This is a genomic window from Azospirillum humicireducens (assembly GCF_001639105.2).
GTDB classification, from domain to species: Bacteria; Pseudomonadota; Alphaproteobacteria; order Azospirillales; family Azospirillaceae; genus Azospirillum; species Azospirillum humicireducens.
In genome coordinates, this window is sequence record NZ_CP028903.1 from 60,196 (window position 1) to 86,458 (window position 26,263).

General features: G+C 69.2%; 13 protein-coding genes and 3 pseudogenes. 4 read left to right on the forward strand and 12 right to left on the reverse strand.

All coding sequences use genetic code 11. From position 1 onward, the window contains the following. Positions 1-74: 74 nt before the first annotated feature. The 3 genes and pseudogenes from A6A40_RS32210 to A6A40_RS18155 form a co-directional block, all read right to left on the reverse strand. Positions 75-3,955, reverse strand: a pseudogene (locus tag A6A40_RS32210) (beta-ketoacyl synthase N-terminal-like domain-containing protein); the annotation flags it as partial. Next, entirely contained in the window at positions 3,952-9,285 is a 5,334-nt protein-coding gene (locus A6A40_RS18150; protein ID WP_108547329.1) for a type I polyketide synthase, read from the reverse strand. The gene A6A40_RS18150 and the pseudogene A6A40_RS32210, both read right to left, overlap by 4 nt. A gap of 53 nt (positions 9,286-9,338) precedes the next feature. Beyond that, positions 9,339-10,940, reverse strand: a complete 1,602-nt coding sequence (locus tag A6A40_RS18155) for a PfaD family polyunsaturated fatty acid/polyketide biosynthesis protein (protein WP_108547330.1) — start codon at positions 10,938-10,940, stop codon at positions 9,339-9,341. A gap of 796 nt (positions 10,941-11,736) precedes the next feature. Between A6A40_RS18155 and A6A40_RS18160 the strand changes: the two genes are divergently transcribed. Both A6A40_RS18160 and A6A40_RS18165 read left to right on the forward strand, forming a co-directional pair. Beyond that, positions 11,737-12,192, forward strand: coding sequence for a DUF1810 domain-containing protein (locus A6A40_RS18160; protein ID WP_108548007.1), 456 nt, complete (start codon positions 11,737-11,739; stop codon positions 12,190-12,192). Positions 12,193-12,485: 293 nt separating this feature from the next. Next, entirely contained in the window at positions 12,486-12,905 is a 420-nt protein-coding gene (locus tag A6A40_RS18165) for a hypothetical protein (protein ID WP_108547331.1), read from the forward strand. Positions 12,906-12,965: 60 nt separating this feature from the next. Here A6A40_RS18165 and A6A40_RS18170 read toward each other — a convergent pair whose 3' ends face one another. The 3 genes from A6A40_RS18170 to A6A40_RS18180 form a co-directional block, all read right to left on the reverse strand. Further along, entirely contained in the window at positions 12,966-14,807 is a 1,842-nt protein-coding gene (locus tag A6A40_RS18170; protein WP_108548008.1) for a chloride channel protein, read from the reverse strand. A gap of 177 nt (positions 14,808-14,984) precedes the next feature. Beyond that, a complete protein-coding gene (locus A6A40_RS18175) occupies positions 14,985-15,275 on the reverse strand; it encodes a DUF2628 domain-containing protein (protein ID WP_108547332.1) in 291 nt (96 codons plus the stop codon). A gap of 135 nt (positions 15,276-15,410) precedes the next feature. Beyond that, on the reverse strand, positions 15,411-16,334 hold the full coding sequence (locus A6A40_RS18180; RefSeq protein ID WP_108547333.1) for a LysR family transcriptional regulator: 924 nt from the start codon (positions 16,332-16,334) through the stop codon (positions 15,411-15,413). Between the two features lie 137 nt (positions 16,335-16,471). On the opposite strand from A6A40_RS18180, the gene aptA reads away from it, so the two are divergent. Beyond that, a complete protein-coding gene (aptA, locus tag A6A40_RS18185; RefSeq protein ID WP_108547334.1) occupies positions 16,472-17,845 on the forward strand; it encodes an omega-aminotransferase AptA in 1,374 nt (457 codons plus the stop codon). An 82-nt stretch (positions 17,846-17,927) separates the two neighbouring features. Further along, a complete protein-coding gene (locus A6A40_RS18190; RefSeq protein ID WP_108547335.1) occupies positions 17,928-19,427 on the forward strand; it encodes a CoA-acylating methylmalonate-semialdehyde dehydrogenase in 1,500 nt (499 codons plus the stop codon). Between the two features lie 103 nt (positions 19,428-19,530). On the opposite strand, the gene A6A40_RS18195 is transcribed toward A6A40_RS18190, so the two are convergent. The 6 genes and pseudogenes from A6A40_RS18195 to A6A40_RS18215 all read right to left on the reverse strand — a co-directional run bounded on the left by A6A40_RS18195 (position 19,531) and on the right by A6A40_RS18215 (position 26,263). Then, positions 19,531-20,913: an L-serine ammonia-lyase gene (locus A6A40_RS18195; protein ID WP_108547336.1), complete on the reverse strand. Its 1,383-nt coding sequence runs from the start codon at positions 20,911-20,913 to the stop codon at positions 19,531-19,533. Between the two features lie 215 nt (positions 20,914-21,128). Continuing rightward, a pseudogene (gene glyA / locus A6A40_RS31470) lies at positions 21,129-21,604 on the reverse strand (serine hydroxymethyltransferase); the annotation flags it as partial. Position 21,605: 1 nt separating this feature from the next. Next, positions 21,606-22,350, reverse strand: a pseudogene (locus A6A40_RS31475) (serine hydroxymethyltransferase); the annotation flags it as partial. 18 nt (positions 22,351-22,368) lie between these two features. Beyond that, the gene (locus tag A6A40_RS18205) at positions 22,369-22,923 is read right to left on the reverse strand and encodes a sarcosine oxidase subunit gamma family protein (RefSeq protein ID WP_108547337.1); all 555 of its coding nucleotides are present in this window, start codon (positions 22,921-22,923) and stop codon (positions 22,369-22,371) included. 11 nt (positions 22,924-22,934) lie between these two features. Beyond that, on the reverse strand, positions 22,935-25,934 hold the full coding sequence (locus A6A40_RS18210) for a sarcosine oxidase subunit alpha (RefSeq protein WP_108547338.1): 3,000 nt from the start codon (positions 25,932-25,934) through the stop codon (positions 22,935-22,937). Continuing rightward, positions 25,931-26,263 (reverse strand): sarcosine oxidase subunit delta, encoded by a 333-nt coding sequence (locus A6A40_RS18215; protein ID WP_108547339.1) that lies wholly within the window; start codon positions 26,261-26,263, stop codon positions 25,931-25,933. Before A6A40_RS18215 ends, A6A40_RS18210 begins: the two co-directional genes overlap by 4 nt.

Consider the following 26,263-nt stretch of genomic DNA (forward strand, 5'->3'; position numbering starts at 1 on the left):
GATTTCCAGCTGGGCACGGTCCCAGAGCGGACGGTCCGGGTGGGACGATCCCCTCTCCCCCCCGGGGAGAGGGNGAGGGAGCGGACAGCTTCGGCATGCCGAAGCCTTGCAGGTAGCTCCGGTGCAGATCCGACGCGGTCTTCAGATAACCGGTGTGAAGCTCCGCCGTGCGGGCGAGGATGCGGGCGATTGGATTGGCGGCCGCTGGGACCGCAAGAAGCGTATCGGCGACGACCGGCTCCGGTTCGGGCACCACCGGCTCAGGCTCCGGCGCCTCGTCAAGCGGACAGCGGGCGGCGAGATCGGGCGGCGGCAGGTCGGCGACCGGCGGCAAGGGTGGTGCGGGGGGCATCGGCTGTCCCAGGACGACCGCGACGGGCGCGGCATGGGCGGCGAAGGTCAGGGGCTGGGCCGGTGGCGCGTCGGCCCGGCGCTCCAGGCGGCGGGCGACTTCGGCCATGGCGGGGTCCTGCCCGGCGGCGAACAGCTCGGCCGCGACATGGGCCAGTTGCTCCAGCGGCGCGCGGCCGGGATGGTCCAGGCTGACCGCCAGATGCTCGCGGCCGGCCAGCGTGGCGGCGATGGAGCGGGTCAGGGCGTTGCGTGGGCCATGCTCGACGAAGATCCGCAGCCCGTCGTCATGGGCCCGGCGGATCGTGCGGGGGAAGTCCACCCGCTCCAGCGCCTGACGGGTCAGCGCCTCGGCGCACAGCTCCACCGACGGGCGGTAGGATTCTCCGAAAGCGTTGGCATAGACGGCGATGCCCTCGGGCGGTGTGGTCCTGCGGCTGTGGATCCGGCGCCAGACCGGCGCGCAGGGCTCCATCTCGGCGCAATGCACCACCATGTCCTGACCGAGCGGCAGGGCGCGGTGCGCTCCAATGCGGGCGATCACCTGACGGCACGCGTCGGCATCGCCGCCGATCACGCAGTCCTTCGGCGCATTGACGATGGTGATCGACACGCGCGGCAGGCCCTTCAGCGCCGCCTCCACCTCCCCAACGGGAGCCAGCAGGCGCCAGTTGCGCCAGTCGGCGGCATGCCCCTGCCCCCAGGATTGCGAGGCCGCAAGGCAGTCGCCGGTCAGATGGCGGCCATAGATGCCCGACTCGTCGATCTCCGCAAACATGGCGCCCATGTCCGACCACACCCCCGCGGCGAACAGCGCGTTGGTCTCGCCGGAGGACAGGCCCATCACCGCCTCGGGCCGCAGTCCGAGCACGTCGCGGCTGACCTCCGCATGGGTCTGGCAGATCAGGGCGCAGGTCTGCAGCTGCGCCATCGCGTCGAGCGGCCCGGCCGATCCGTAGAGCCGCGCCGCCGCATGGGCAAGGATGGGGAAGCGCGCGGTCACGCTCCGGCCGACATCGGGCATGGACAGGAAAAGCTCGCGCCCCATCCCCCCATAGGCCGCCGCGGCCCCGGTGAAGACCAGGGCCAGCCCCCCGCCGAGCGGGCGCTCACGGAAATGGATGACGTCGGCAGCAGCCTCGCGCCCTTCGGCAAGGGCCAGCGCGCCGGCCAGGGTGTCGGACTCCTTGCCGGCCGGACAGGCGAAGGCCAGCCGTACCGGCCCCTGCCCGCCATCCTCGCCGCGCCGGATGCGCGCGCACAGCTCCGCCCGGCTGCCGGCGGCGAACCAGCGCAAGCGCACAGCCGGCGGCGGCACGGCCGGCTCGGTGATGCCGCCGCTCTCGACCACCAGCCCGTCGGTCGCTCCGCCCAACGCCTCGACGCTCACGCGGGCGCGCAGGCGTCCGGCGTCCAGCCAGGGTTGGGCAGCGCCCTCTCCGGGCTTCATCCGCCCGCGGCAGGCGACAACCGCAGCGGCCACATGCAGCAGGCCGGATGCCGCATGGGCATGTCCGAAACGGCGGGTGACGGGGCTCGCCCCCAAATTCGTCCCCTGCGGCCCGGAGATGGTGAACTCCCCCTGCGCGGTAGCGGACAGCTCCAGAATGGCGTGGATCGGCTCGCCCTCGGCCTCCGCGCACTCAACCCGACGCAGCACCAGGACGACGGCAGCGTCGCCGGGCATGTCGAGGTCGGGGCGCAGGGCAGCCAGCGCGCTGCGATGCACCGGCTCGCAGGACAGGTCGACCGCGCCGACCACCGCGGCGTCCAACTCGCCCGTCACCAGGGCGCGGGCGGCGATGCGCAGCGAGACGATGCCCGACAACTCCTCCGCCGACACCGAATAGCTGGGGCCGCGCCAATCGAACTGGGCGTTGAAGCGGTTGGCGACGATGTTGGGCATGGTGCCGATGACGCCGGCGGCGTTCAGCGGCGGGCCGAGATCGACACTGGCATCGGGACCGCACAGGTCGGCAAGCCGCACGCCCAGGCCGCGCCGCGCCACCTCGGCGTCGCAGCCCATACCCATCAGAACGCCGGTGGTTTCCGTCGGCAAGGCCGGGGAGCCGGCGACCGCCTGTGCCACCGCCTTCATCGCAAGAAGCTGCTGCGGCAGGGCATGCTGCAGGTCGGCAGGCGGAAAACGGGTGCTGGCAAGGTCCAGTGTAATTCTATCCAGGGCGCGCGGAGCGTCTCCCGGCGTCGGCGCGGCGGCGAGCGCCGCGGCGAAGTCATCGGCGGCGGTGACGACCGAAAGACCGACGACGGCCACGCGCAGCGGCGGCGCGGGAACAGCAACCGGCACGGAGACGGCGGCGGGCCGCCACTCCTCCAGCAGCAGATGCGCGTTGTTGCCGCCGAAGCCGAAGGCACTGATGCCGGCGCGGCGCGGGCCCTCCGCCTCCCACGGCTCTGCTTGGTGGAGCAGGCGGAAGGGCGAGGCGCCGATGCCGTCCAGCGGTGCCGCTTCGGCATGCAGGGTCGGCGGGCGGATGCCGGCCGCCATCGCCTGGATCACCTTGACCATGCCGGCCAGACCGGCGGCGGCGATCAGGTGGCCCAGGTTGGACTTCAGCGACCCGATCGGCACATCCCGCAGGCCGGCGAAGACATGGCCCATGCTGGCGATCTCGGTGGCGTCGCCCAGCGCGGTGCCAGTGGCGTGGCATTCCAGCAGCGACACCGCCTCCGGCCCGAAACCGGCCTGGGCATAGGCGCCAGCCATCGCGCGCTCCTGCCCCCCGGCGTCGGGTACGAGGAAGCCGCGGCTGCGCCCGTCGTTGGACAGGCCGACGCCGCGGATGACGCCGAGGATGCGGTTGCTGTCGCGCACCGCGTCGTCCAACCGCTTCAGCACCACGCAGGCCGCCCCTTCGGCGGGGATCAGCCCGTCGGCCTCGCGGTTGAACGGCCGGCTGCGGCCGGTGGGGCTGAGCGCGTTCAGCGCGGTGAAGCCCATATGCAGGAACAGGTCGTCGCCGCGGTTGACGCCCGCCGCGATCATCAGGTCGGCGTGTCCGTCATGCAACTGGTCGCAGGCCAGCTTGACGGCATAGAGCGAGGAGGCGCAGGCCGCATCCAGGCAGAAGGCCGGCCCACTCAGGCCCAGCGCGCGGGCGGCCTGCTGCGCCGGCAGGCCCGACGAGAAGCGGTTGGCGGGCTTCGGCCCCTCCCGCTCCAGCCACACCGCCTCGGCATAGGCGCTGAGGCTGGCGGTGGGATAGGACAGGTTGCCGGCGATCAGACCGCAGCGCCCACGCGGCGTGACGTCCAGCCCGGCCTCGCGCAGCGCCTCGCGCCCGCTGTGGACCAGCCAGAGCACCAGCGGGTCGAGCCCGGCCAACTCCGCCGCCGGGCAGGCGAAGCCGCTGGGGTCGAAGACGGCGTCGAATCCCTGAACATAGCCGCCGCGGTCGGTCGCCGAACGCTCGGGCGCCTGGGGCGACAGCGCCTTTGCGGTATCGACGCGCCAGACTCCCGGCGGCACCGGGCCCAGCAAATCCCGCCCCTCGACGACGGCGTGCCAAAGCTCCGCCGGCCCGAGGGCGCCCGGCAGCACGCAGCCGTGGCCGACGATGGCGATGGGCGGGAACCGGCTCATGCCTGACGCCCGATGCAGGAGACGACGGCATCGCCGGCCGGCGGCTGCGCCAGCTCGCGCAGCATGAAGTCGGCGCCGTCCGCCGGCGCGATCAGGTCGACGGACATGCGGCGGAAATGCTGCTTCAGCGCCGGTCCGACCATGCCGCCGTCCCACGGACCCCAGGCGATGGCCTTGACCGTGCAGTCCGGCCGGCGCGCCGCCTCCGCCCGCGCCACGGCGTTCAGCACGCCGTTGGCCATGGCGTAGTCGCACTGCCCGGCGTTGCCGTGCAGCGACGCGATGGAGGAGAACAGGCAGATGACGCGCAGCGGATCCTCGCGGGTGGCTGCCAGCAGGTTGGCGATCCCCTCCACCTTGGTTCTGAAGACGGCGTCGAACTGGTCGCGCGTCTTGTCGGCGATGCGCTTGTCGGCCAGCACGCCGGCACCATGGACGATTCCGGAGATGGGGCCGACCTCGGCACGGACCGCCGCCAGCGCCTGCGCCACCGATGCCGCGTCGCGCACGTCGGCGCGGCAATAGCGGACACGCGCACCAGCCGCTTCCAGCCGGCGGATGGTGGCGCGGGCCTCGTTGGCGGACAGGATGGCCTTGACCATCGCCTCGATCTCGCGCGGCTGCCTGCCGGCGCCCGGACCGGCGATCACCGCCCGGCGGACGGTGGTCTCGTCGGCATTCTCGGCAATGCCGGGCAGGACCGGGGCAGCGTCGGGATCGCTGCGGCCCAGGATGACCAGGGTGGGACGGATGCGGCGGGACAGCTGCTCCAGCGCCACGGCGGTCACGCCGCGCGCCCCGCCGGAGACGACGATGACCGCGCCCTGCTCCAGCGGCAGCGGGCCGTCCGCTGCCTCACCCTGGCGCAGTGTCCGCACGAAGCGCTTGCCGTCGGCGGCCAGCCGGACCTCCGCATCGCCGTCCCCGGTGGCGATCTCGGCGGCGAGAGCGCGGGCGAGTTCGGCGGCAGAGCGGCATCCCGGCTCCAGCTCGATGGCCTTCACCCGCGCCGCCGGCCATTCATGGCCCGCCGTCAGGACGAGACCACCCAGCCCCAGCCACGCCTCGCCGCCCTTCTCGACGGTGACGAAGGCCCCGCCGGTCCTGCCCAAGCGGGCATCGGCGGCCTTGGCCGCGGCGAGCGCACGCCAGTGCAGGTCGGCGGCCGAAGCCGCATCCGCCCCGTCGAGCCCGGCCAGGAACAGCACCGCGTCGTCCTGCCCGCCCGGAAGTTCCGCGATCCGGGCTGCGAGGCCCTTGGCCGACAGCAGGGACACCAGTTCGGCGGCGACGCCCGCCGAATCCGGGACGATGGCGACGCTGGTCAGGCCACGCAGCATGTCGGCACCGCCCGCCTGCCGCTCCTCCAGGATCGAGCAGCTGCGGATGGTGCCTGCCGATAACGCGGGCAGGGCCTGGCTCTGCGGCGCCGGCGTCTGCTGGGCGGCCGGAACGCCGCCCTCGATGCGGGCGATCACCGCGCCCACCGTCTTCAGCGCGGTCAGCTCGCGCATCTCGACCGACGCCAGTTCCGGCAGGCGTTCGACCAGGGCGGAGAAGATCTCGACCTGCTTGATGGAATCGATGCCGAGGCCGGCTTCAAGTTCCATCTCCGGGCTCAGCATCTCAACGGGATAGCCGGTCTTCTCGGCCACCAGCCCCATGAACAGCGCACCGACATCGACGGAGGGAGCCGCCGGAGTGGGCGCCGGAATCGCTGCAGCCACGGGGGCAGCCACGGGGGCCGCCACCGACGCCGGTGCGGGGGTGGCCCCGCTGCGGCTGTCGGCCATGGCGAGGATCTGGCCAATGGTCTTCAGCGCGTTCAGTTCGCGCATGTCGGCACCGCCCAGCGCCGGGATGCGCTCCTGCAGGGTCGAGAAGATCTCCACCTGCTTGATGGAATCGATGCCCAGGCCGGCTTCCAGCTCCATTTCCGCCGTCAGCATCTCCACCGGATAGCCGGTTTTGTCGGCGATCACCGCCAGCACGATGTCCCGGGCATCGACCGCGGGTGCTGCGGCAACGGGAGCCGGAGCGGCCGCGGCAACCGGAACCGGCTTGGGCGCGGCCGGCATCGCCGCCGGCTGGGGCCGGGCCGCGACGGCAGGCTGCGGAACCACAGGGGTGGGCGCCGGCCTTTGCACCGGCATGACCGGCGCGGGCGGCTGCATCACCGGAGCGGCGATGGCGGGCGCGGCCGGCATCATCGGAGCGGCCGGCGCCGTCATCGCCACCGGTTGCGCCGGCAGGCCGCCGAGGCTCTGGATCGCCTGTCCGGCGACCGCCAGGAAGGCTTGGTGGCTCTCGGCGATGGCGCGCTGGAAAGCGGCATGGGCGTCGGCGACGTGGTGATAGATCGTCTCGACCGCCGCGGTCGCGACGGGGGTGGACGCCGGCTGCGGAGCGGGAGAGTTCGTGACCATGATCGGAGCTTCTTCGATGGAATGGGGGCGGACCGGAATGGATGGAACCGGGGTGGAGGCACCCGGCGCGGGCAGTGCCACGGCCGGGCGCGGCGGGTTGGGCTTCGGCAACGCCGCGGCCCCGCCCGGCGGCGGGTAGATCTTGCCGAAATTGGCGCCGTTGATCCGGACGGCGGCGGGCGAGGCGGGCTTCGGCTTGCGTTCTTCGGCGAAGCCGGCCCACAGCGCCGCGAAATCCACGCACACACCATGCACCGCCAGCGCGCCCAAGCCTTCAAGCAGGCAGGCGACGCCGTTGGAGCCGCGCCGGTCCAGTGCCACCGCCAGATGCGGACGGTCGCCCAGGCATTGCGCCACCAGACCGCTCAGCACCGCGCCCGGCCCGACCTCCACGAAGGTCCGGACGCCGTCGGCATAGAGCGCCTCGACCGTCTCGCGAAAGCGCACGGTGCCGGCGATCTGCCCGGCCAGCAGGCTGCGGACATCGGCAGCGCCATAGGGCGCGGCGGTGAGATTGGCATAGACCGGGACCGTGAAGGACCCGAACTCCATGCCGTCGAGCACCGTGCGGAAGCTCTCGGCGGCCTGCGCCACCACCGGGGAATGGAAGGCGCTGGCGACCTTCAGCCGGACCACCCGCAGCCCCTCGGCCTCCAACAGCACCGCGGCATTCTCGACCGCCGCGCGGGCGCCGGACAGGACAACCTGATCCGGCCCGTTGTCGTTGGCCAGCACCACGTCCAGGCCCTGCAGAAGCGGCTCCACCCGCTCGCGACCCGCGGCCACCGCGATCATGGTGCCGTCGCAGCCGGTCGCGGCTTCCTCCATGCAGCGGGCGCGCTCGGCTGCCAGGGTCAGGGCGGTGTCGCGGTCGAGGACACCGGCGGCGCACAGCGCCGTGATCTCGCCGAAGGAATGGCCGGCGACGGCATCGGCGCGGATGCCGGCCCGCTCCAGCACGGCCAGCAGGGCGAGGCTCGCCGTCCCGATGGCAGGCTGGGCGTGGATCATGCGGGTGAGGGACGCTTCCTGCGCCTCGGCCTCCTCACGAGTGAAGGCGGGTGGCGGGAAGACCACGCGATGCAGCGGCGGCTGTCCCGGCACGGCCGGCAGGGCGGCCTGCCCGTCCCAGACCGCGCGGGCCTCGTCGAAGGCAACAGCCAGATCGGCGCCCATCGCCACATACTGGCTGCCCTGGCCGGGGAACAGGAAGGCGACCTTGCCGCCGCCACCATGGCCCACCGCCAGATGGATGCCGGGCGCGCTGAAGGCCCCCGTCTGCTTCAGCGCCGTCGCCAAGCGCGCCTCGAACTGTTGGACATCGGCGGCGACGATGGCGAGGCGGTAACGGGACGAGGGATCGAAGGCGATCTGGCTGTCGCGGGCGACCGCTTCCAGCCCCTCCTTTTCCACGCGGGCGCCGAGGGCGCGCACCGCATCCGCCAGGGACCGCGCATCTGCGCCCCCCGCCAACAGCAGCGCCCCGCCCGCCCACAGGCGGGACGCCGCTTGCGGCCCGGTGTATTCCTCCAGGGCGACATGATAGTTGCTGCCGCCGAAGCCGAAGGAACTGACGGAGGCGCGGCGGAGGCCATCCGCCTTCACCCAGGGCCGGGCACGGGTGTTCAGGTAGAAGGGGCTGCTCTCCAGATTCAGGCGGCTGTCCGGCCGCTCGACCTTGATGGTGGGCGGCAGCACCTTCTGATGCAGGGACAGTGCGGCCTTCAGCAACCCGGCGGAGCCGGCGGCGGCCTTGGTGTGGCCGATCTGCGACTTGATCGAACCGATGGCGCACCAAGCGCCGGATTCCGCGTCGGCCTCCCGGAACACCTGGGTCAGCCCGGTGAATTCGGCGAGGTCGCCGGCGCGGGTGCCGGTGCCGTGGGCCTCGACCAGCTCGACGCTGCGCGGCCCGTATCCGGCATCGGCATAGGCACGGCGCAGGGCCACCGCCTGCCCCTCCGGCCGCGGCGCGTAGACGCTGGTGGCGCGGCCGTCGGACGACGACCCGATCCCACGGATGACGGCGTAAATGCGGTTTCCGTCGCGCTCGGCATCCTCCAGCCGGCGCAGGGCGAACAGGCCCAGCCCCTCGCCGACGATGGTGCCGTCGGACGCGTCGGAGAAGGGACGGCAGTCGCCGCTCTTGGACAGGGCCGGCGTCTTGCTGAAGCACATGTACATGAAGATGTCGTTCAGGGCGTCGACGCCGCCGCTGATGACCATGTCGGAATGGCCAAGCTCCAGCTCGTTCATCGCCATCAGCAGCGCCGACAGCGAGCTGGCGCAGGCGGCATCCACCACGCAGTTGGTGCCGCCGAGGTCGAGCCGATTGGCGATGCGCCCCGCCACCACATTGCCCAGCACGCCGGGGAAGCTGCTTTCCTGCCACTCCACATACTGCGAGGAGATGCGGTCGCAGATGGCCGTCACCTCATCCTCCGGCAGGCCGGCCTCGCGCAGGGCCTTGACCCAGACCGGCCGCTGCAACCGCGCCCCCATGGTTCCCACCAGTTCGGTGGCGGACGCCACGCCCAGCACGATGCTGGTCCGGCTGCGGTCGATGTCGCGGAACTGCGTGCGGCAAGCCTCGTCCAGCGTCTCCTTGGCGACGATCAGTGCCAGAAGCTGGGCGGTGTCGGTGGCGCTCAGCGCCTGGGGCGGGATGCCGAACTCCAGCGGATCCAGCGTGGCCGGCGGCAGGAAGGCGCCGCGGCGGCAATAGGTCTTGTCCCGCGCCGTGGGGTCGGGGTCGTAGAAGTCCTCCACCAGCCAATGGGTGGCGGGCACGTCGCCGACGCAATCCCGGCCGGCGAGGATGTCGCGCCAGAAACCGTGCGTGGTGCCGGAACCCGGAAACATGGCGCCGATGCCGACGATCGCGATGGGGTGGCGGTTCTTCAAGGCGGTCTCGGATGTTCGGAGGGGGATTGGAGCGGAAGTGCGCTTAAGGCCGATCAGGCGAGCCGGCGCGGCACCCAGGTGAAGGCCGCGGCCGGAACCGGCAGGCCCGCCGTCCGCATCTGCTGGGCGCGGGTCACCACGGCGGCTCCCTCCAGCAGGTTGCGGGCGATCTGTTCGACCGTGCGTTTGTCCGCCGCCTCCAGGAAGCTGCCCTTCACCCAGTCGTTGAAGGCGCCCATCGCCGGGCCGCACCAGACCTGGAAGTCATGGCGCCGGGTGCTGTCGTCCAGCATCGGCCAGCGGGCGGCGTTGAACAGATACCAGCGGAAGACCAGCGCCATGCGGTGGCGGGGATCGGCCTCGGCGCGCGTCAGTTCCGCCGGGTCGCGGACGGCGAAATGCTCACGGGTCTGGCGCCAGATCTCCTCCAGCGGTGCCTGGAAAATGTCCTTCTCCAAGGTCGCGCGCTCTGCCGCGGGAAGGTCGTCCAGGCCGGAATGGCGGCAGTACAGCTCATACAGGCGCTGGGCGCGGAAGGGGAACATGGTGCCCCGCTTCATCACCTGGACCTTGACGCCCATCTCGAACATGTCGGCGGCGGGCGCCATCGTCACGTCGGTGCTGGACAGGTCGGCCAGCATGCGGCGGACCGACAGCGGCTGCCCCGCCTCCGCCGCCGACTGGTTCACCGAACCGATGACGACATAGGCGGCGCCCATGGCGAAGGCGCCGGCCAGTGCGGCGGGAGTGCCGAGCCCGCCGGCGGCGCCGACACGGATGTTGCGGCCATAGCCATGGGCGGCGACCAGCTCGTCGCGCAGGCGCTGGATGATCGGGAACAGGACGGTGAGCGGGCGATTGTCCGTGTGGCCGCCGGAATCCGCCTCCACCGTGATGTCCGCGGCCACGGGGATGCCGGCGGCAAGCTCGGCTTCCTCGGCGGTGAGGATGCCCTGCGCCACCAGATCGGCCAGCATCCGCCGCGGAGCCGGCGTCATGAATTGGCGAGCGACCTCGGCGCGCGAGACCTTGGCGAAGATGTGGGTCAGCCGGCGAACCGCGCCGGTGGCCGGATCGCGGCTCAACCCCTTGGCGGCCAGTTCCACCACCGACGGCGTCAGCGCCATGAAGGCCGAGGCGGAAACCCGCCGCACCCCCTGCTGCAGGAACAGCCGGCAGACCGCCGCCTCCAGCGCGGGGTCGTTGGGGCTGTGGATCAGGTTGGCGCCCCAGTTCGGCGCCTGCGGCCCGAGCGCTGCACGGATTTCGCCGATGCCCTCCTCCACCCGCTGCGGCGACAGGCCGGCGCTGCCGTAGAAGCCGAGCAGTCCGGCGCCGGCAGCGGCGACCACCATCGCCGGGGTGGCGATGCCCCGCGCCATCTCCCCCGCCACATAGGCGAAGCGGCAACCATGGGTTTCCTGGAAACTGCGATCGCCCAGCCATTCCGGATAAAGCGGCGGCAGGGTGGCGACAGGTTCAAGCCGCTCAGCAGCAAAATCGGGCGGCCGTGTCGAGGCGCCCAAACGACCATCCTGACTTCTGATTATGTAAAGTGGCTCCCGAATCCTCTGAGCCATTTCCAAAATCAGAGACGGATCGAAGCCTGCTGTCGCCGACACCAGCGGCGGCACTGCCGTCTCCAGGTAATTCATGTCCACATCGACACCCGAATATTGTCCATTGCCGTCTCCTCGGGCGGGAGATTTAACACAGCCGCCCAACTGCCGGAACAGGGCATGCCCGCAAGGCGGAGGCGCAATTGAGTGTTGCATTGCCGACTGCGCGGGCCCGCCATCCCAAGGTCGGCCTGCCGTTCGAACGCCGTAAAAGCGATTCGAACCGCGCCCTGTCGCTGCCAACAATCCGCCCATTCAGCAACAATTCCGCTCACGACCGCACTCACACCCAACAAGCCATTAGTGTTTACTGATGAAAAATACGCCACCTTCCGCTCTTATTACTTATCACTCCCGGAGAACCGCAAGCATGAATTCGATTTCATGAATTCCATTGCTTGTTTCATGGTGGAAATATTTTTACCTTCCTTAAATATTTTCTGCAGAAATGTCGACAAGGCTGGAAACGTGCAAAGTGATGCACATGTCCAGATCGCCGAGTCGCACAGGCTTGGATTGCAGCAGGTCACGACCATATGGTCGGTGCCGACTGGGCGCACGCATCCTGGTGCTGCGCACCGGGTCACCCTATTCCGGCGGCGACTATGGCTGGTTCCTGGCGGAATCGAACGGCCTCCGCATCGCTTATGCCCGCGGCTATGGCGGACAGATGCTGTCTCTGGTTCCGTCGCTCGGGCTCGCTGTCGTCACCTCCGATCCCGCCCGGTCGGACAGCTATGTCGGCGGGGTGGGCGCCCCGCTGACCGGACACATCATGCCGGCGGCGGAGCAGACCCGACCGGCGGCCTCCTCCGGAAGAAGGAACGGTGACATGCGGACCGACGATCCATACGATCTCCAGCGCTTCCTGAACGCGCAGGCCCCTGTCTTCGCGACCGCGCTCGACGAGTTGCGGGGCGGGCACAAGCGCAGTCATTGGATGTGGTTCGTCTTCCCGCAGATGCGCGGGCTCGGCCGCTCCCCCGCCGCGGGGGTCTACGGCATCGCCTCCCTTGCCGAGGCGCAGGCCTATCTGGCCCATCCCGCGCTCGGACCCCGGCTGGAACAGGCCACGCGCGCGGTGATGGAGGTGCATGGGCGGACGCTGCACGAGATCTTCGGCTCGCCCGACGACATGAAGTTCCGTTCCTCGATAACGCTCTTCGCCCTCGCAACCGGGCAGGCGGACTCGCCGTATGACAAGGCGCTGGCCCGCTGGTGCGACAGCCGGATGGACGATGCGACCGTGAGGCTGGCGGGGGCGCCGCCCCTTCCCCCGCCGGCGTGAGGAAGAAGACGGCCGCCCGGCGCAAGCCCGCCTTCCGTCAGGCAACCCGATTCATCTGCTGGACGTGCTGCGGGTGGAGTTCAGGCGATGCGTTGCAGATCGGCCATGTCGCTCTCCCACTCGAATTCCGTCGATGGTCGATCAACAGCGCAGACGGCATTCCGTTCGGACAACGGATCGCAGTTGGAGCTTCGAAAATTCCACTCTCCGAACTTTTCGCCCTGCCCTGCGGCAATCCGGGGGACCGGATGCGACCATGGCCTGTTCCCCAGTTCGGCAACACGGAGACAGACATGGCCAAAGCCAACATCAACGACCGGTCGAGCATCGAACGCATCTACGACCGCCCCAGCTTCGAGCGGGACGCGGCGGCGAACGCGCGCAGCAAGGCGACAATCGTCCACGGCGTGAAGATCCTCTCCGCCCCCGATGCCGACGGGCAGGTCGAGATCTCCCGCGCCTCCCATCATGTGGCGGAAGGGAATCCAGAAGGGGACACCATCTTCATCCCCGCCTTCAGCCTTCATGATTCCACCGCCGCCGACGGCAACATCCATGTCGGCTCTGTCGCGCCGGTGGCGACCCCTCCGGGCGAGGCCGCCGACGAGTACCGGAGCTTCATCGACGATGTCCTGAACGCTGCGAAGCAGGGACATTTCAAGTCGGAGATCGGCCGCGGCGAGGAGCGCCTGAAGGGATTCCAAGGCGGGTGATGGCCACCCGGCCGGCAGCGGCAGCGCGCGTTACCGCAACCGGCCGGGTGCCATGAGGGGCTAATCGCGCCCCCAAATCCCGCGTTCGCCCAGGTCCTCGCCGCGCTGGCGCTCCAACGCCTGGGAATAGCGGCGCAACGCGAAGGACTCCGTCACATAGCCGATGATGCGCCGGTCGGTGGGCGAGGACAGGACCGGCAGCGCCTCCACCTCAGCGGTGCCGAAGCGGTTCAGCACGGTGCGGGCGTCGTCGCCGGGCATCAGAACGGCGTCCGCCTTGCTGGCGAGCGTGCCGACGCGGGTTTCGGTGGCCGCCGCATCCTGGTCGGGATCGTGGACCTGCGACATGTCGATCAGTCCGGCATATCTACCGGATTCATCGACCGCGAACACCGTCTTGGTGGAGCCCAGCGGGTAGAGGCGGCGCAAGGCCTCCACCGTCAGCGCGGCGGGCACCGTCTTGGCATCGCGCCGCATGAGCCGGAAGGCCGTCAACTCCGACAGCCAGCCGATGTCGTAGGCGCCGCGGATCGGCACGCCGCGCAGATGGAAGCGCCAGGTGGCAAAGGAATAGCCGAAGGCCTGCCGCACCACGGTGGTGGACAGCACCACGCCGATCAGCACGCCCGACGCCGCCCAGAGATCCTGCGTCGTCTCCAGCACAAGCAACACCATGGTGACCGGCGCACCGACGACGCCGGCGGCGACCGACCCCATCCCGACCAGCAGCAGAAGTCCGCCGTCGATTCCCAGTTCCGGCAGCAAGCTGGCCGTCGCGACGCTCAACAGACCGCCGAACAGCCCGCCGATGAACAGGGAGGCGCTGAACAGGCCGCCGCGGAAACCCGATCCCAGCGACACGGCCGACGCCAGGATCTTCGCCACCAGCGTCAGGGCCAGAGCCAATGCGCCGCCCGCCAGTTCCGGCGGCACGGCGCCGGGGCCGCTGCCCATCACCGCCGGCACCGCCAGCGCCAGCGCGCCGACCATCAGCCCGCCCACCGCCGGTCGCATCCAGCGCGGGACCGGCAGGCGCCTGAACCCGCGCTCCGCCACCGTCACCGCCTGCATGGCGAGGATGCTGAGCCAGCCGGCCAGGAAGCCAACGACGCCGCAGGCGGCATAATCCCATCCGGCGATTTCCACCGGCCGGCCGAGCGCCAGCGGCACCTCGCCGCCGGTCAGCAGGGCCGATGCCGCCACCCCCAGCGCCGCCGCAGCACCCACCGGCGCCAGCGCCGCCAGCGTGTAGCCGCCCAGCACCAGCTCGAAGGCATAGAAGGCGCCCGCCAGCGGCGCGTGATAGGCTGCGGCGATGGCCGCCGCCGCCCCGCAGCCGACCATCATGCGCAGATCGGCCCGGCGCAGCCGCAACCGCTGCCCGAGGGAGGAGGCGAGACCGGCGCCCGCCTGGGTATAGGCCGCCTCCATGCCCACCGACGCGCCGGACGCGTTGGACAGCGCGGTGGTCACCGTCAGGCGCAGGCTGTCGATCAGCGACATCTTCCCGCCGTAGAGCGCGTTCGCCTCCACCGCGTCGACGATGTCGTTGGGCCGCCAGCGCCGCACCAGCGTCGACAGGATGCCCAGCAGCAGCCCGCCCGCCACCGGCACGCCCAGCGTCCTCAGCAGGTCGGGCGCCCCCTGACCCAGCTTCTCGCCCACCGGCAGGTCGAAGGCCAGCGCCTGGAGCAGCAGGACCGCCTCGTGCAGCGATCCGACCGCCAGTCCGACCGCCCCGCCGACCAGCCCGGCAAGAACCACCACTGCCAGCGCGCTGTCGCGCACGTTCCAGCGGTCGGACAGGGTGGTCGCTGCCGAGGCGTCGAGCGCCGCATAAGGGTCGTTGCCGGCGCGGGCGTTTTCGCCCACGCCGTCGATGGAGGCGGAATTGTCCGGCATGATCACACGAGCGATGGAAACGATGCAGCTTGGATACGTTCAGCTATATCATCGGGTTCCCATTGCTCCGGTTCTATGATTCAGGACGCTGGAATTCGGTTGTCACATACCGCATCGTCGCCTTGAGGTCCGAATGCGCCCCATAGCCTCGTGAAAACGGACTGCCTTACCCCAGGATCAGGCCGAGACCCGCTGCCAGCCAAGCCGCTTGTAGCGCGCTTCCAGAATGGTCGGCGTCGCGCAGGCATAGCCGAACCACAGCCCCACCAGCATGAGAGCGCCGCTGGGCCAGAGCAGCAGGGCGACGACGGTCAGAACCGCATGGATCGCGCTGTGCATCCACTCGCCCTTGGCGGCGAAATAGAAGGGACCGCCCAGGAACGCCCAGACACCGGACCTGTTGGACACCGTTTCCGTCTGACCGGTCGAGGGATTCTGGAAGATCGTGGCCGATGACGGCTGCGCCATGTTCGTCTCCTTGGTTTGCCGGAGCCAGTGGCTTGCCGGACCCAGTCTGGACGACGGCCGCTGACCCGTCGCTTCCCCCGGGCGGCTTTCCCGCATGGTGGACAATCGGGCAGTTGGACGGCCGCCCGCCGGCTTTCACACCGCGCCCACGCTTTCCTCGCCTCCGGTTCCGCGCAGGACATCCAGGAACCGCTCCAGCACCAGATTCGGCTGGGCGCCCTTCTTCGTCACCACCTGGAATTTCAGGGCGTGATGGTAGGTATCGGGCATCAGCGCCCGCATCATCCCACGCTCGACCCATTGCCGCGCGTAATGGGTCGGCAGAAAGCCGACATAGCATCCGGTGAGGATCAGAAAAGCCACCCCCTCGCGGTCGGTCGCCGTCGCGGTGTTGTTCAGCTCGTGGGGAAGCTGCGCCTGGGTCGGCGCCACGGCGTCGGCGGCCTCGACCGCTTCCCGCGTCAATCCGGCGGCGGCACAGTCGAACAGCGGATGGCCGTCGCCGCAGTAGAGCAGGGACTCCTCCTGGTAAAGCGGAAGACCGGCCAGTCCCGGCAACCCACGGCGGACCGGCACGACGCCGACATGCAGTTGCCCGTCCAGCACGCCCCGCTCGATCTCGTTGGGCGGTATCATGCGGATGTTGACGCGAACCTCGGGCGCCAGCTGCTTCAGGCTGCGCAGGGCGTGGGTCACCCGCATCTGCGGCATTGTGACGAGGTTGTCGGTGATGCCGATGTTCAATTCACCGCGCAGACGGCCATGGACGGTGGCGATCTCGCTGCGGAAGCTCTCGGTGCTGGCCAGCAGGCGCAAGCTCGCCTCATAGGCCAGATGCCCTTCGTCGGTCAGCCGGAAGCCGGCCCGCCCGCGCCGGCAGAGGGTAAGCCCGAGCCGCCGCTCAAGGTCCGCCATATGCTGGCTGATCGCCGCCCGGCTGATGTTCAGCTCCACCTCGGCAGCGGAAAAGCCGCCGCACTCCACCACCGTCCGGAACACGCGCAGCAGCCGGATGTCGGCATCGCCGATGGGGGCCAGGGACCGGGCTGGCTTGCTCATGCTGGCACCACCATGATCTGGGCAAGATAGTTAAGCGCAGGGTTATGTGAAGTTCTTATAGTTTGGATTTAATCGCAACCGGGAAGCGCGCACACTTGCCGCCGACAGTACCCCTGACACATATGGGAGAACCGCGGATGGCCCCCCTGGACAACGATCATGCCAACGCTCTCGGCCAGTCCCTGGACAAGGCTGCCGGACTGACGCGCGAGGAACTCGACGCCTATTGGATGCCCTTCAGCGGCAACCGTCAGTTCAAGAACAACCCGCGCATGATCGTGAAGGCCGAGGGGACCTGGTACTGGGACGCCGAAGGCCGCAAGATCTACGACAGCCTGTCCGGCCTGTGGTGCAGCGGCGCCGGCCATTGCCGCCGCGAGATTTCCGAAGCGGTGGCCCGCCAGATCGCGGAGCTGGATTACAGCCCCGCCTTCCAGCACGGGCACCCGGCCGCCTTCAAGCTGGCGCACAAGCTGGCGTCGATGACCCCGGCCGGCCTCGACCATGTCTTCTTCGTCGGTTCGGGATCGGAAGCCGCCGACACCGCGCTGAAGATGGCGCGGGCCTATTGGCGGATGAAGGGCCAGCCGGCCAAGACCAAGCTGATCGGCCGGTCCAAGGGCTATCACGGCGTCAATTTCGGCGGCACCAGCCTGGGCGGCATCGGCGGCAACCGCAAGCTGTTCGGCACCGGCGTCGACGCCGACCACCTGCCCCACACCCTGCTGCCGCAAAATCTCTTCGTGAAGGGCATGCCGGACGAAGGCGCCTTCCTGGCCGACGCGCTGGAGGAACTGGTGGTGCTGCACGACGCCTCCAACATCGCCGCCGTGATCGTCGAGCCGCTGGCCGGCTCGGCCGGCGTGCTGCCGCCGCCGAAGGGCTACCTGCAGCGGCTGCGCGAGATCTGCGACAAGCACTCCATCCTGCTGATCTTCGATGAGGTCATCACCGGCTTCGGCCGCATGGGCGCCCCCTTCGGCGCCGATGCCTTCGGCGTGGTCCCGGACATCATGAACGTCGCCAAGGGCCTGACCAACGGCGCCGTCCCGATGGGGGCCGTCGTGGCCAAGCACGACATCTACCAGGCCTTCATGGACAATGGCGGCCCGGACTACATGGTGGAGTTCCCGCACGGCTATACCTATTCGGCCCATCCGGTCGCCTGCGCCGCCGGTCTGGCCGCGCTCGACCTCTTCGAGCGGGAGAAGCTGTGGGAGAAGGCGGCTGCGCTGGCGCCGCACTTCGAAAACCTGATCCACGGGCTGAAGGGGCTGAAGAACGTCGCCGACATCCGCAACTATGGCCTGACCGGCGCCGTCACAATCGCGTCGCTGCCGGGCGAACCGGCCCGCCGGCCCTATGAGATCGGCGAGAAGTGCTGGAAGGCCGGCTATTACGTACGCTTCGGCGGCGACACGCTTCAGTTCGGCCCGCATTTCTACAGCGAGCCCGCCGACCTCGACCGCCTGTTCGACGTCGTCGCCGACGCCATCCAGGCGACGGCGTAAGGGCGCCACGGACGAAGCCACCTCCCTCCCACGGCTTCGCCGCGGGTCCNCACTCCATAATCTCCCCCAGGAAAGCCCGACCATGACCATCGTTGCCCACCTGATCGGCGGCAAGACTGACGCGCCCGCCGGCAGCCGCACCGCCGACATCGTCAATCCCGCCACCGGTGACGTGGCCGGACAGGTCGCCCTGGCGTCGCGTGCCACCGTGGAAGAGGCCATCGCCGCCGCCGAGGCCGCGTTTCCGGCATGGCGAGCCACGCCGCCGGCCAAGCGCGCCCGCGTCATGTACCGCTTCAAGCAGTTGCTGGAGGAGAATGCCGACCGCATCTGCGCCCTCATCACGGCGGAGCACGGCAAGGTTCTGGACGACGCCTTCGGCGAGCTGACCCGCGGCATCGAGAACGTCGAGTATGCCTGCGGCGTCCCGGAACTGCTGAAGGGCGAGTTCTCCAAGAATGTCGGGCCGGCCATCGACAGCTGGTCGGAATTCCAGCCGCTGGGCGTCGTCGCCGGCATCACGCCGTTCAATTTCCCGGCGATGGTGCCGCTGTGGATGTACCCCATCGCCATCGCCTGCGGGAACACCTTCGTCCTCAAGCCGTCGGAGCGCGACCCCAGCTCCGCCCTCTACATTGCCCAACTGGCGCTGGAGGCCGGGCTGCCGCCGGGTGTGCTGAACGTCGTCAATGGCGACAAGGAGGCGGTCGACACGCTGCTGACCGATCCGCGGGTGCAGGGCGTCAGCTTCGTGGGATCCACCCCCATCGCCGAGTATGTCTATTCGACCGCCAGCACCCACGGAAAGCGGGTACAGGCGCTGGGCGGGGCCAAGAACCACGCCATCGTCATGCCCGACGCCGATCTGGACAACGCGGTCAGCGCGCTGATGGGCGCGGCCTACGGTTCCTGCGGCGAGCGCTGCATGGCGATCTCCGTCGTGGTGGCGGTGGGCGACGAGGTGGCCGACCGGCTTAAGGACAAGCTGTCGGCGGCGCTGCGCGACCTGAAGGTCGGCGCCGGCACATCGGCCGGCTGCGAGATGGGACCGCTGGTCACCCGCGCCCATTACGAGAAGGTGAAGGCCTATGTCGACCAGGGCGTCGCCGAAGGGGCGGAACTGGTGGTGGACGGCCGCGGGCTGGTGGTGCCGGGGCATGAGAACGGCAACTTCCTGGGCGGCTGCCTGTTCGACCGCGTCACCCCGGACATGACCATCTACCGGGAGGAGATTTTCGGCCCGGTCCTCTGCCTCGTCCGGGTCAAGTCGATGCAGGAGGGCATGGACCTGATCGATGCCCACGAGTACGGCAACGGCACCTGCCTGTTCACCCGCGACGGCGAGGCCGCCCGTTACTTCAGCGACATGATCAAGGTCGGCATGGTCGGCATCAATGTGCCGCTGCCGGTGCCGGTCGCATACCACAGCTTCGGCGGCTGGAAACGGTCGCTGTTCGGCGATCTGTCGGCCTATGGTCCCGACGGCGTGCGCTTCTACACCCGCCGCAAGACCGTTACCCAGCGCTGGCCGACCGGCGGGGTCCGCGAAGGCGCCCAGTTCGCTTTCCCGTCTATGAAGTAAAGAAGCACTGGCTCTGGCGACTCCGGCGCTCAAAAACGCGCCGGAGTCGCCTGCCATCTATGCCGGATCTGAACGGACACGAACTCAGCATCTGCGGAAGACGTCAGCACTCCGGCAGATTGACCGCAAGCCCGCCCAGGCTGGTTTCCTTGAACTTCGTGCTCATTTCCTCGCCGGTCTGCCGCATCGCCTGGATGCAGTTGTCCAGCGGCATGAAGTGCTGGCCGTCGCCGCGCAGCGCCAGGGAGGCTGCGGCCACCGCCTTGGTCGCGCCGATGGCGTTGCGCTCGATGCACGGCACCTGAACCAGGCCGGCGACCGGATCGCAGGTCATGCCGAGATGATGCTCCAGCGCGATTTCCGCCGCGTTCTCCACCTGCTCCGGCGTTCCGCCGAGCACAGCGCACAGTCCGGCCGCGGCCATGGCGGCGGCGGATCCCACCTCGCCCTGGCAACCGGCCTCCGCGCCGGAGATCGACGCATTGTGCTTGATCAGGCCGCCGATGGCGGCGGCGGTCAGCAGAAAATCGCCGATCTTCGCCGGTTCGGCCCCCGCGCAATGGTCCAGGTAATAGCGCAGCACCGCCGGCACGACGCCGGCCGCACCGTTGGTGGGCGCGGTCACCACCTTGCCGCCGGCCGCATTCTCCTCGTTGACCGCCATCGCATAGACGCTCAGCCAGTCGGAGGCGACATGCGGCTGGCTGGAATTCGCCCCGCGTTCGCGTAAGAGCTGCTGGTGAATGGCCTTGGCCCGCCGCTTCACCTTCAGGCTGCCCGGCAGCTGGCCATCCAGGCTCAACCCGCGTTCGATGCAGCCGTTCATCACCGTCCAGATGTTGCCGAGCTTCTCCTCCACCTCGGCGGCGGAGCGGACGACGAGCTCGTTGGCGCGCTTCATCCCGGCGATGGACGCGCCGCTTTCCCGCGCCATCCGCAGCATTGCCGCCGCGTTGTGGAAGGGATAGGGCCAGCCGACGGACTCGGTCCCGGCCTCCTCCGGCGGAGACTCGCGTTCCGCCGCCGTCACGACAAAGCCACCGCCGATGGAATAGAAGATCTCCGAAAGCACCACCCTTCCCGCCTTGTCCAGCGCCTGGAAAACCAGTCCGTTGGCATGGCCCGGCAGCGGCGGCCCGAAATCGAAGACCAGATCGGTTTCAGGATCGAAGTCCAGTTCCGGCAGGCCGGCAGGATGCAGCCTGCGCGTCCGCCAAAGCTCGGCGATGCGCACTTCGGCTTCGTCGACGTCCAGGTTGTCCGGCCGGTAATCGAGGAGCCCGAGCACCACGGCCCGGTCCGTCGCATGCCCCTTGCCGGTGAAGGCGAGCGAGCCGTGCAGCCGCACCTTGAGCGCCGCGGGTGCAGCATCCAGCTGCGCCCGCAGCATGTCGAGAAACCGCACCGCCGCGGTCATCGGCCCCATCGTGTGCGACGACGACGGGCCGATGCCGATCTTGAACACATCGAAAACGCTGAGAAACATCGGGCGCCTCGTCAGGATTCGTGAGTTTTTGGAAACTGTTATCGGCCGTCATCCCCGCGAAGGCGCTACGGGATGCACACAATTCCAGGCATTTCTAAGCTCCTGGAACCAAAGGAACTTTGCGTCATCCCCGCGAAGGCGGGGATATGTCGGGCCGGCCNTGTCCGAGAGGAGTTCATGATCTCTCGGCAAGACCTTCAAAAACTCACAAATATTCAGCCGTAGATCGGGAAACGCTCGCACAGTTCCCGAACCTCGCCATGCACGCGCTTCTCGACCTCGGCATTGCCGTCCGGGCCGGCCACGGCGAGCGCATCGACCACGGTCAGGATCAGCTCGCCGATGCGGGCGAACTCGGCCTCGCCGAAACCGCGGGTGGTGCCCGCCGCGGTGCCGAGCCGCACGCCGGAGGTCACCGCCGGCTTTTCCGGGTCGAACGGGATCGCGTTCTTGTTGCAGGTCAGGCCGGCACGCTCCAGCGCACGTTCCGCATCGCGGCCCTTCACTCCCTTCGGACGCAGATCGACCAGCACCATGTGGCAGTCGGTGCCGCCGGACACGATGTCCAGCCCGCCCTTGACCAGCGTGTCGGACAACACCTTGGCGTTGGTCACCACCTGCGCGGCATAGGCCTTGAACTCCGGGGTCAGCGCCTCGCCGAAGGCGACGGCCTTGGCGGCGATGACATGCANTGATGTGCTCGATCGACTTGAAGCCTTCGCGCACCGCCAGGCGCAGGGTCTTGTGGGTGGTGGTGGTCACCACATGGGCGTGCGGCAGCGGGTCCGGATACTGGCCGGTGGCGACCAGACCGGCGTAATGGGCCATGTCCACCATCAGATAGGCGCCGACCTCGTCGGCGATGCGGCGGAACGCGGCGAAATCGATCACTCGCGGATAGGCCGATGCACCGGCGACGATCAGCTTCGGCTTGGTTTCGAGCGCCTTGGCGCGCAGGGCGTCATAGTCGATCAACTGGTCGCTCTCGCGCACCTCGTAGCTGACGATGTCGAACCACTTGCCCGACATCGTCACCGGCGAGCCATGGGTCAGGTGGCCGCCATGGGCCAGCGACATGCCCATCACCCGGTCGCCCGGCTGGAGCAGGGCGAGGAACACCGCCTGGTTGGCCTGGGCGCCCGAATGCGGCTGGACATTGACGAAGCCGGCACCGAACAGCTGCTTGGCGCGGTCGATGGCGATGGTCTCGACCTCGTCCACGAACTCGCAGCCGCCGTAATAGCGGCGGCCCGGATAGCCTTCGGCGTATTTGTTGGTGAGGATCGAGCCCTGTGCGGCCAGCACGTCCGCCGAGACGATGTTTTCCGAGGCGATAAGCTCGATCTCGTACTTCTGGCGGTTCAGTTCGCGTCCGATGGCGGCGGCAATCGCGTCATCGGTGAGATCGGGCTTCGGCAGAGACTGATGACGGTTCATGTGCAGTCCTCTCACAAATCAGATGCCGAGCGCGATTTCGCGGCTGGCGGCTTGCAGCAGGCCCCAGACATGGTCTGCGAAGGAACGCCAGACCTCGATCCGGAAGCGGTTCTTGTCCTCGCGGATCAGGACGATCTGCGCCTTGTCGAAGATGGTGCGGCAGCCGCTGCCGACCGCCATCGCCTCGACATCGAAGGCGATGGCAGAGCGCAGGGCGAGCGCCGCGGCCTCCCCCTCCACCAGGATGCCCACCTCGCGATGGCCGATATCGACCAGACTGTGCGGCTCCTGCAGGGCGGCGAAGGCCTCGACGATGCCGTCGCTCTCGCCGACCGGCGCCAGCAGAACCCATTCGTCGGGGCCGAGTTGCAGAGCGCTCCGTCCGCCGGCCTCCACCAAACCGCCGATGCGGGTGGGGAGCGGCGTGCCGAAGGCGGCCCCGGCCGCCTGGACGGCGGCGGGGTCCATGCGCAGGCTGAAGCGGGCGACATCCTCGGCGGCACGGATGCTCAGCCGGCTTGCGGTATCGCCGGGGATCGTCTTGCCCAGCAACGGGTGATTGGCCAGAAGCACGGGTGGGCCTCCTATGCGCTGAGACGCTTGTTCTCGGGGTCGACGAACACCATGCCGGTGATCGTCGCGGAATGGACCTTGTCCGGCATCGGCACATGCACGGTCTGGCCCTGCAGGGAGCGCCCGCCCTGGATCACCGCAAAGGCGATGGACCGCCCCAGCTCGGCACTCCAGTAGGACGAGGTCACATGGCCGACCATCTCCATCGGAACCGGCTGGTTCGGGTCGAGGACGATCTGCGCCCCCTCCTCCAGCACGGTCTTCGGATCGGAGGTCAGCAGGCCGACCAGCTGCTTGCGGTTCGGCGCCAGCATGTCGGGCCGCACCAGGGACCGCTTGCCGACGAAGTCCGGCTTGGTCTTGCCGACGGCCCAGGACAGGCCGGCATCGTCCGGCGTCAGCGTGCCGTCCGTGTCCTGCCCGACGATGATGTAGCCCTTCTCGGCGCGCAGGACGTGCATCGTCTCGGTGCCGTAGGGGGTGATGCCGAAGCGTTGCCCGGCCTCGAACAGCTTTTCCCACACCGCGCGGCCGTAGCGGGCCGGCACATTGATCTCGAAGCCGAGTTCGCCGGTGAAGGACACGCGGAACAGCCGGGTTGGCACGCCGCAGATCTTGCCGATGGCGACCGCCATATGGGGGAAGGCGCCCTCCGACAGGTCGATGCCCTCGACGAACGGCTCGATCAGCTTGCGGGCGTTCGGACCTTGCAGCGCGATCACCGACCACTGCTCGGTGGTGGAGGTCAGCCACACCTTCAGGTCCGGCCATTCGGTCTGGAGGTAATCCTCCATCATGTTCAGGACGCGCGCCGCGCCGCCGGTGGTGGTGGTGACGTGGAAGCGGTCATTGGCCAGACGCCCGATCACGCCGTCGTCCCGGATGAAGCCGTCCTCGCCGAGCAGCAGGCCGTAGCGGCAGCGTCCGGGCGCCAGCTTGGTCCAGGCGTTGGTGTACATGCGGTTCATGAACTCGGCGGCGTCGGGGCCGACGACCTCGATCTTGCCGAGGGTGGAGGCGTCGAACATGCCGACCGACGTGCGCACCGCCTTGCATTCGCGCGCCACCGCCGTGTGCATGTCCTCGCCGACCTGCGGGAAGTACCAGGCGCGCCGCCACAGCGACACCGGCTCGTACACCGCGCCGTTTTCCTCGGCCCAGCTGTCGATCGGCGTCTTGCGCGTCACGTCGAACAGCTCGCCCTTGTTGTAGCCGGCAAAGGTGCCGAAGCTGGTCGGTGTGTAGGGCGGGCGGAAGGTGGTGAGGCCCACGGCGGGAATCGGCCGCTTCAGCGCATCCGACGCGACGGCCAGACCGTTGATGTTGGACGTCTTGCCCTGGTCGGTCGCCATGCCGTTGGTGGTGTAGCGCTTGATGTGCTCGATCGACTTGAAGCCTTCGCGCACCGCCAGACGGATGTCCTTGGCCATCACGTCGTTCTGGAAATCGACGAACGCCTTGGCATGGCCCGGATCGCGGTCGGTCGGCAGCTCGCGGCCGGTCACCCCGGTGAAGGACAGCTCGCCCTCCACATGGTAGGACGCCGGTTCGGTCTTGAACCCGGCATCGGCCGCCGCCGCGGCGCCGGCAGCGGCTCCGTCCTCGAAAGCGGTCTTCAGCCCGAAACGGCCCTTGCCGGCGCCGGCCAAACGGCACTCCTCCTTGCCGCGGCCAGGCAGGAACATCTGGCCGTCCTCGTTCCAGGTCAGCGATCCCTGGGTGTGCGAGAACAGATGGACGCTGGGGGTCCAGCCGCCCGACATCAGCAGCGCGTCGCAGGCGATGGTCTCGGCACTGCCGACCTTGCCGCCACCGGTGACGGGATTGACCCGCACCGACGAGACCCGCAGGCGGCCCTTGGTCCCGGTGACGGTCCAGCCGATCAGCGTCCTGATGCGCAGAGCGTCGGCCGCCGCCGCCAGCTGGGTCGGCACGGTGCCGCGGACATCGACGATGGCTGCGACCTCTACGCCGGCCTTGGCCAGATCGAAGGCGGCATGCCAGGCGCTGTCATGCGTGGTGACGACGACCACCCGGTTGCCGACCTTGACGCCGTAGCGGTTCAGGTAGGTCCGCGCGGCACCGGCCAGCATCACGCCCGGCCGGTCGTTGCCGGCGAACACCAGCGGCTTTTCGAGGGCGCCCTGGGCCAGCACCACCTGCTTGGCCCGGACCTTCCACATCCGCTCGCGCGGGGCGCCCTCCGGCACGATGCTCAGATGGTCGGTCAGCCTCTGGCACAGGCCAAGGAAATTCTGGTGGTAATAACCGATGGCCGTCGTGCGCGGCAGCACCGTGACGTTCGGCATCGCCGCCAGCGCCGCGCTGGTGTCCTCCAGCCAGTCCCAGGCCAGCTGACCGTTGATCTCGGCCGTCGGCTCCGACAGCAGCGAGCCGCCGATTTCCGACTGCTCGTCGCACAGGATGACCGAGGCGCCGCTGCGCCCGGCCTCCAGCGCCGCGGCGAGGCCGGCGGCGCCGCCGCCGACGACCAGCACGTCGCAATGGGCGAAGCGGCTGGCGTAGGTGTCGGGATCGGGGGCGGTCGGCGCCTTGCCCAGGCCGGCGGCATTCCTGATGACCGGCTCATAGACCTTGTCCCAGAAGCTCTTCGGCCACATGAAGGTCTTGTAGTAGAAACCGGCCGAGAACAGCATGTAGAGCGCGTCGTTCACAGCGCCGATGTCGCGGCTCAGCGACGGCCAGCGATTCTGGCTTTCGGTCTTCAGCCCTTCGAACACCTCCAGCACCGTCGCCCGCGTGTTCGGCTCGAACCGGCCGTTGCCGCGGTCGGTCCCGACCAGCGCGTTCGGTTCCTCCGACCCGGCGGACAGGAAGCCGCGCGGCCGGTGATACTTGAAGGACCGTCCAACAAGATGGACGCCGTTCGCCAGGAGCGCCGACGCCAGGGTGTCGCCTTCGTAGCCGGTGTAGTCCACGCCGTCGAACATGAAGCGGACCGAGCGGCTGCGGTTGAGCCTGCCCTTGCCGGCAATGCGGAAATTGCTCATGGACGTGCATCCTCGGCGGGGGTGGCGGCGCTGGAGGCGAGCGCGATCTCTTCGTCGCTCGGACGCGGGGCCCCGGACTTGTAGGTCATCGCGAATTTATCGGTCACGGTGTCGCGCACCGCGTTGAAGAAGCGGCCGCAACCATGCATGTGGCGCCAGCGTTCGAAATGCCGGCCGCGCGGGTTGGTGCGGATGAAGAGAAAGTCGCGCCATTCGTCGTCGGACAGGGCCGAGGGGTCCGCCGGTCGCGCGATGTGCGCCTCGCCGGCATAGGTGAACTCCACCTCGGGGCGCTCGGCTTCGCAGTATGGGCAGCGGATGAGCAGCAT

Bases quoted from the DNA above. Each gene is read 5' to 3' on its own strand.
- A6A40_RS18195 (WP_108547336.1), bottom strand. From the start codon at position 20,913: ATGTTTCTCAGCGTTTTCGATGTGTTCAAGATCGGCATCGGCCCGTCG.
- A6A40_RS18175 (WP_108547332.1), bottom strand. From the start codon at position 15,275: ATGGCGCAGCCGTCATCGGCCACGATCTTCCAGAATCCCTCGACCGGT.
- A6A40_RS18180 (WP_108547333.1), bottom strand. From the start codon at position 16,334: ATGAGCAAGCCAGCCCGGTCCCTGGCCCCCATCGGCGATGCCGACATC.
- aptA (WP_108547334.1), top strand. From the start codon at position 16,472: ATGGCCCCCCTGGACAACGATCATGCCAACGCTCTCGGCCAGTCCCTG.
- A6A40_RS18165 (WP_108547331.1), top strand. From the start codon at position 12,486: ATGGCCAAAGCCAACATCAACGACCGGTCGAGCATCGAACGCATCTAC.
- A6A40_RS18155 (WP_108547330.1), bottom strand. From the start codon at position 10,940: ATGAATTACCTGGAGACGGCAGTGCCGCCGCTGGTGTCGGCGACAGCA.
- A6A40_RS18210 (WP_108547338.1), bottom strand. From the start codon at position 25,934: ATGAGCAATTTCCGCATTGCCGGCAAGGGCAGGCTCAACCGCAGCCGC.
- A6A40_RS18170 (WP_108548008.1), bottom strand. From the start codon at position 14,807: ATGCCGGACAATTCCGCCTCCATCGACGGCGTGGGCGAAAACGCCCGC.
- A6A40_RS18160 (WP_108548007.1), top strand. From the start codon at position 11,737: ATGCGGACCGACGATCCATACGATCTCCAGCGCTTCCTGAACGCGCAG.
- A6A40_RS18215 (WP_108547339.1), bottom strand. From the start codon at position 26,263: ATGCTGCTCATCCGCTGCCCATACTGCGAAGCCGAGCGCCCCGAGGTG.
- A6A40_RS18190 (WP_108547335.1), top strand. From the start codon at position 17,928: ATGACCATCGTTGCCCACCTGATCGGCGGCAAGACTGACGCGCCCGCC.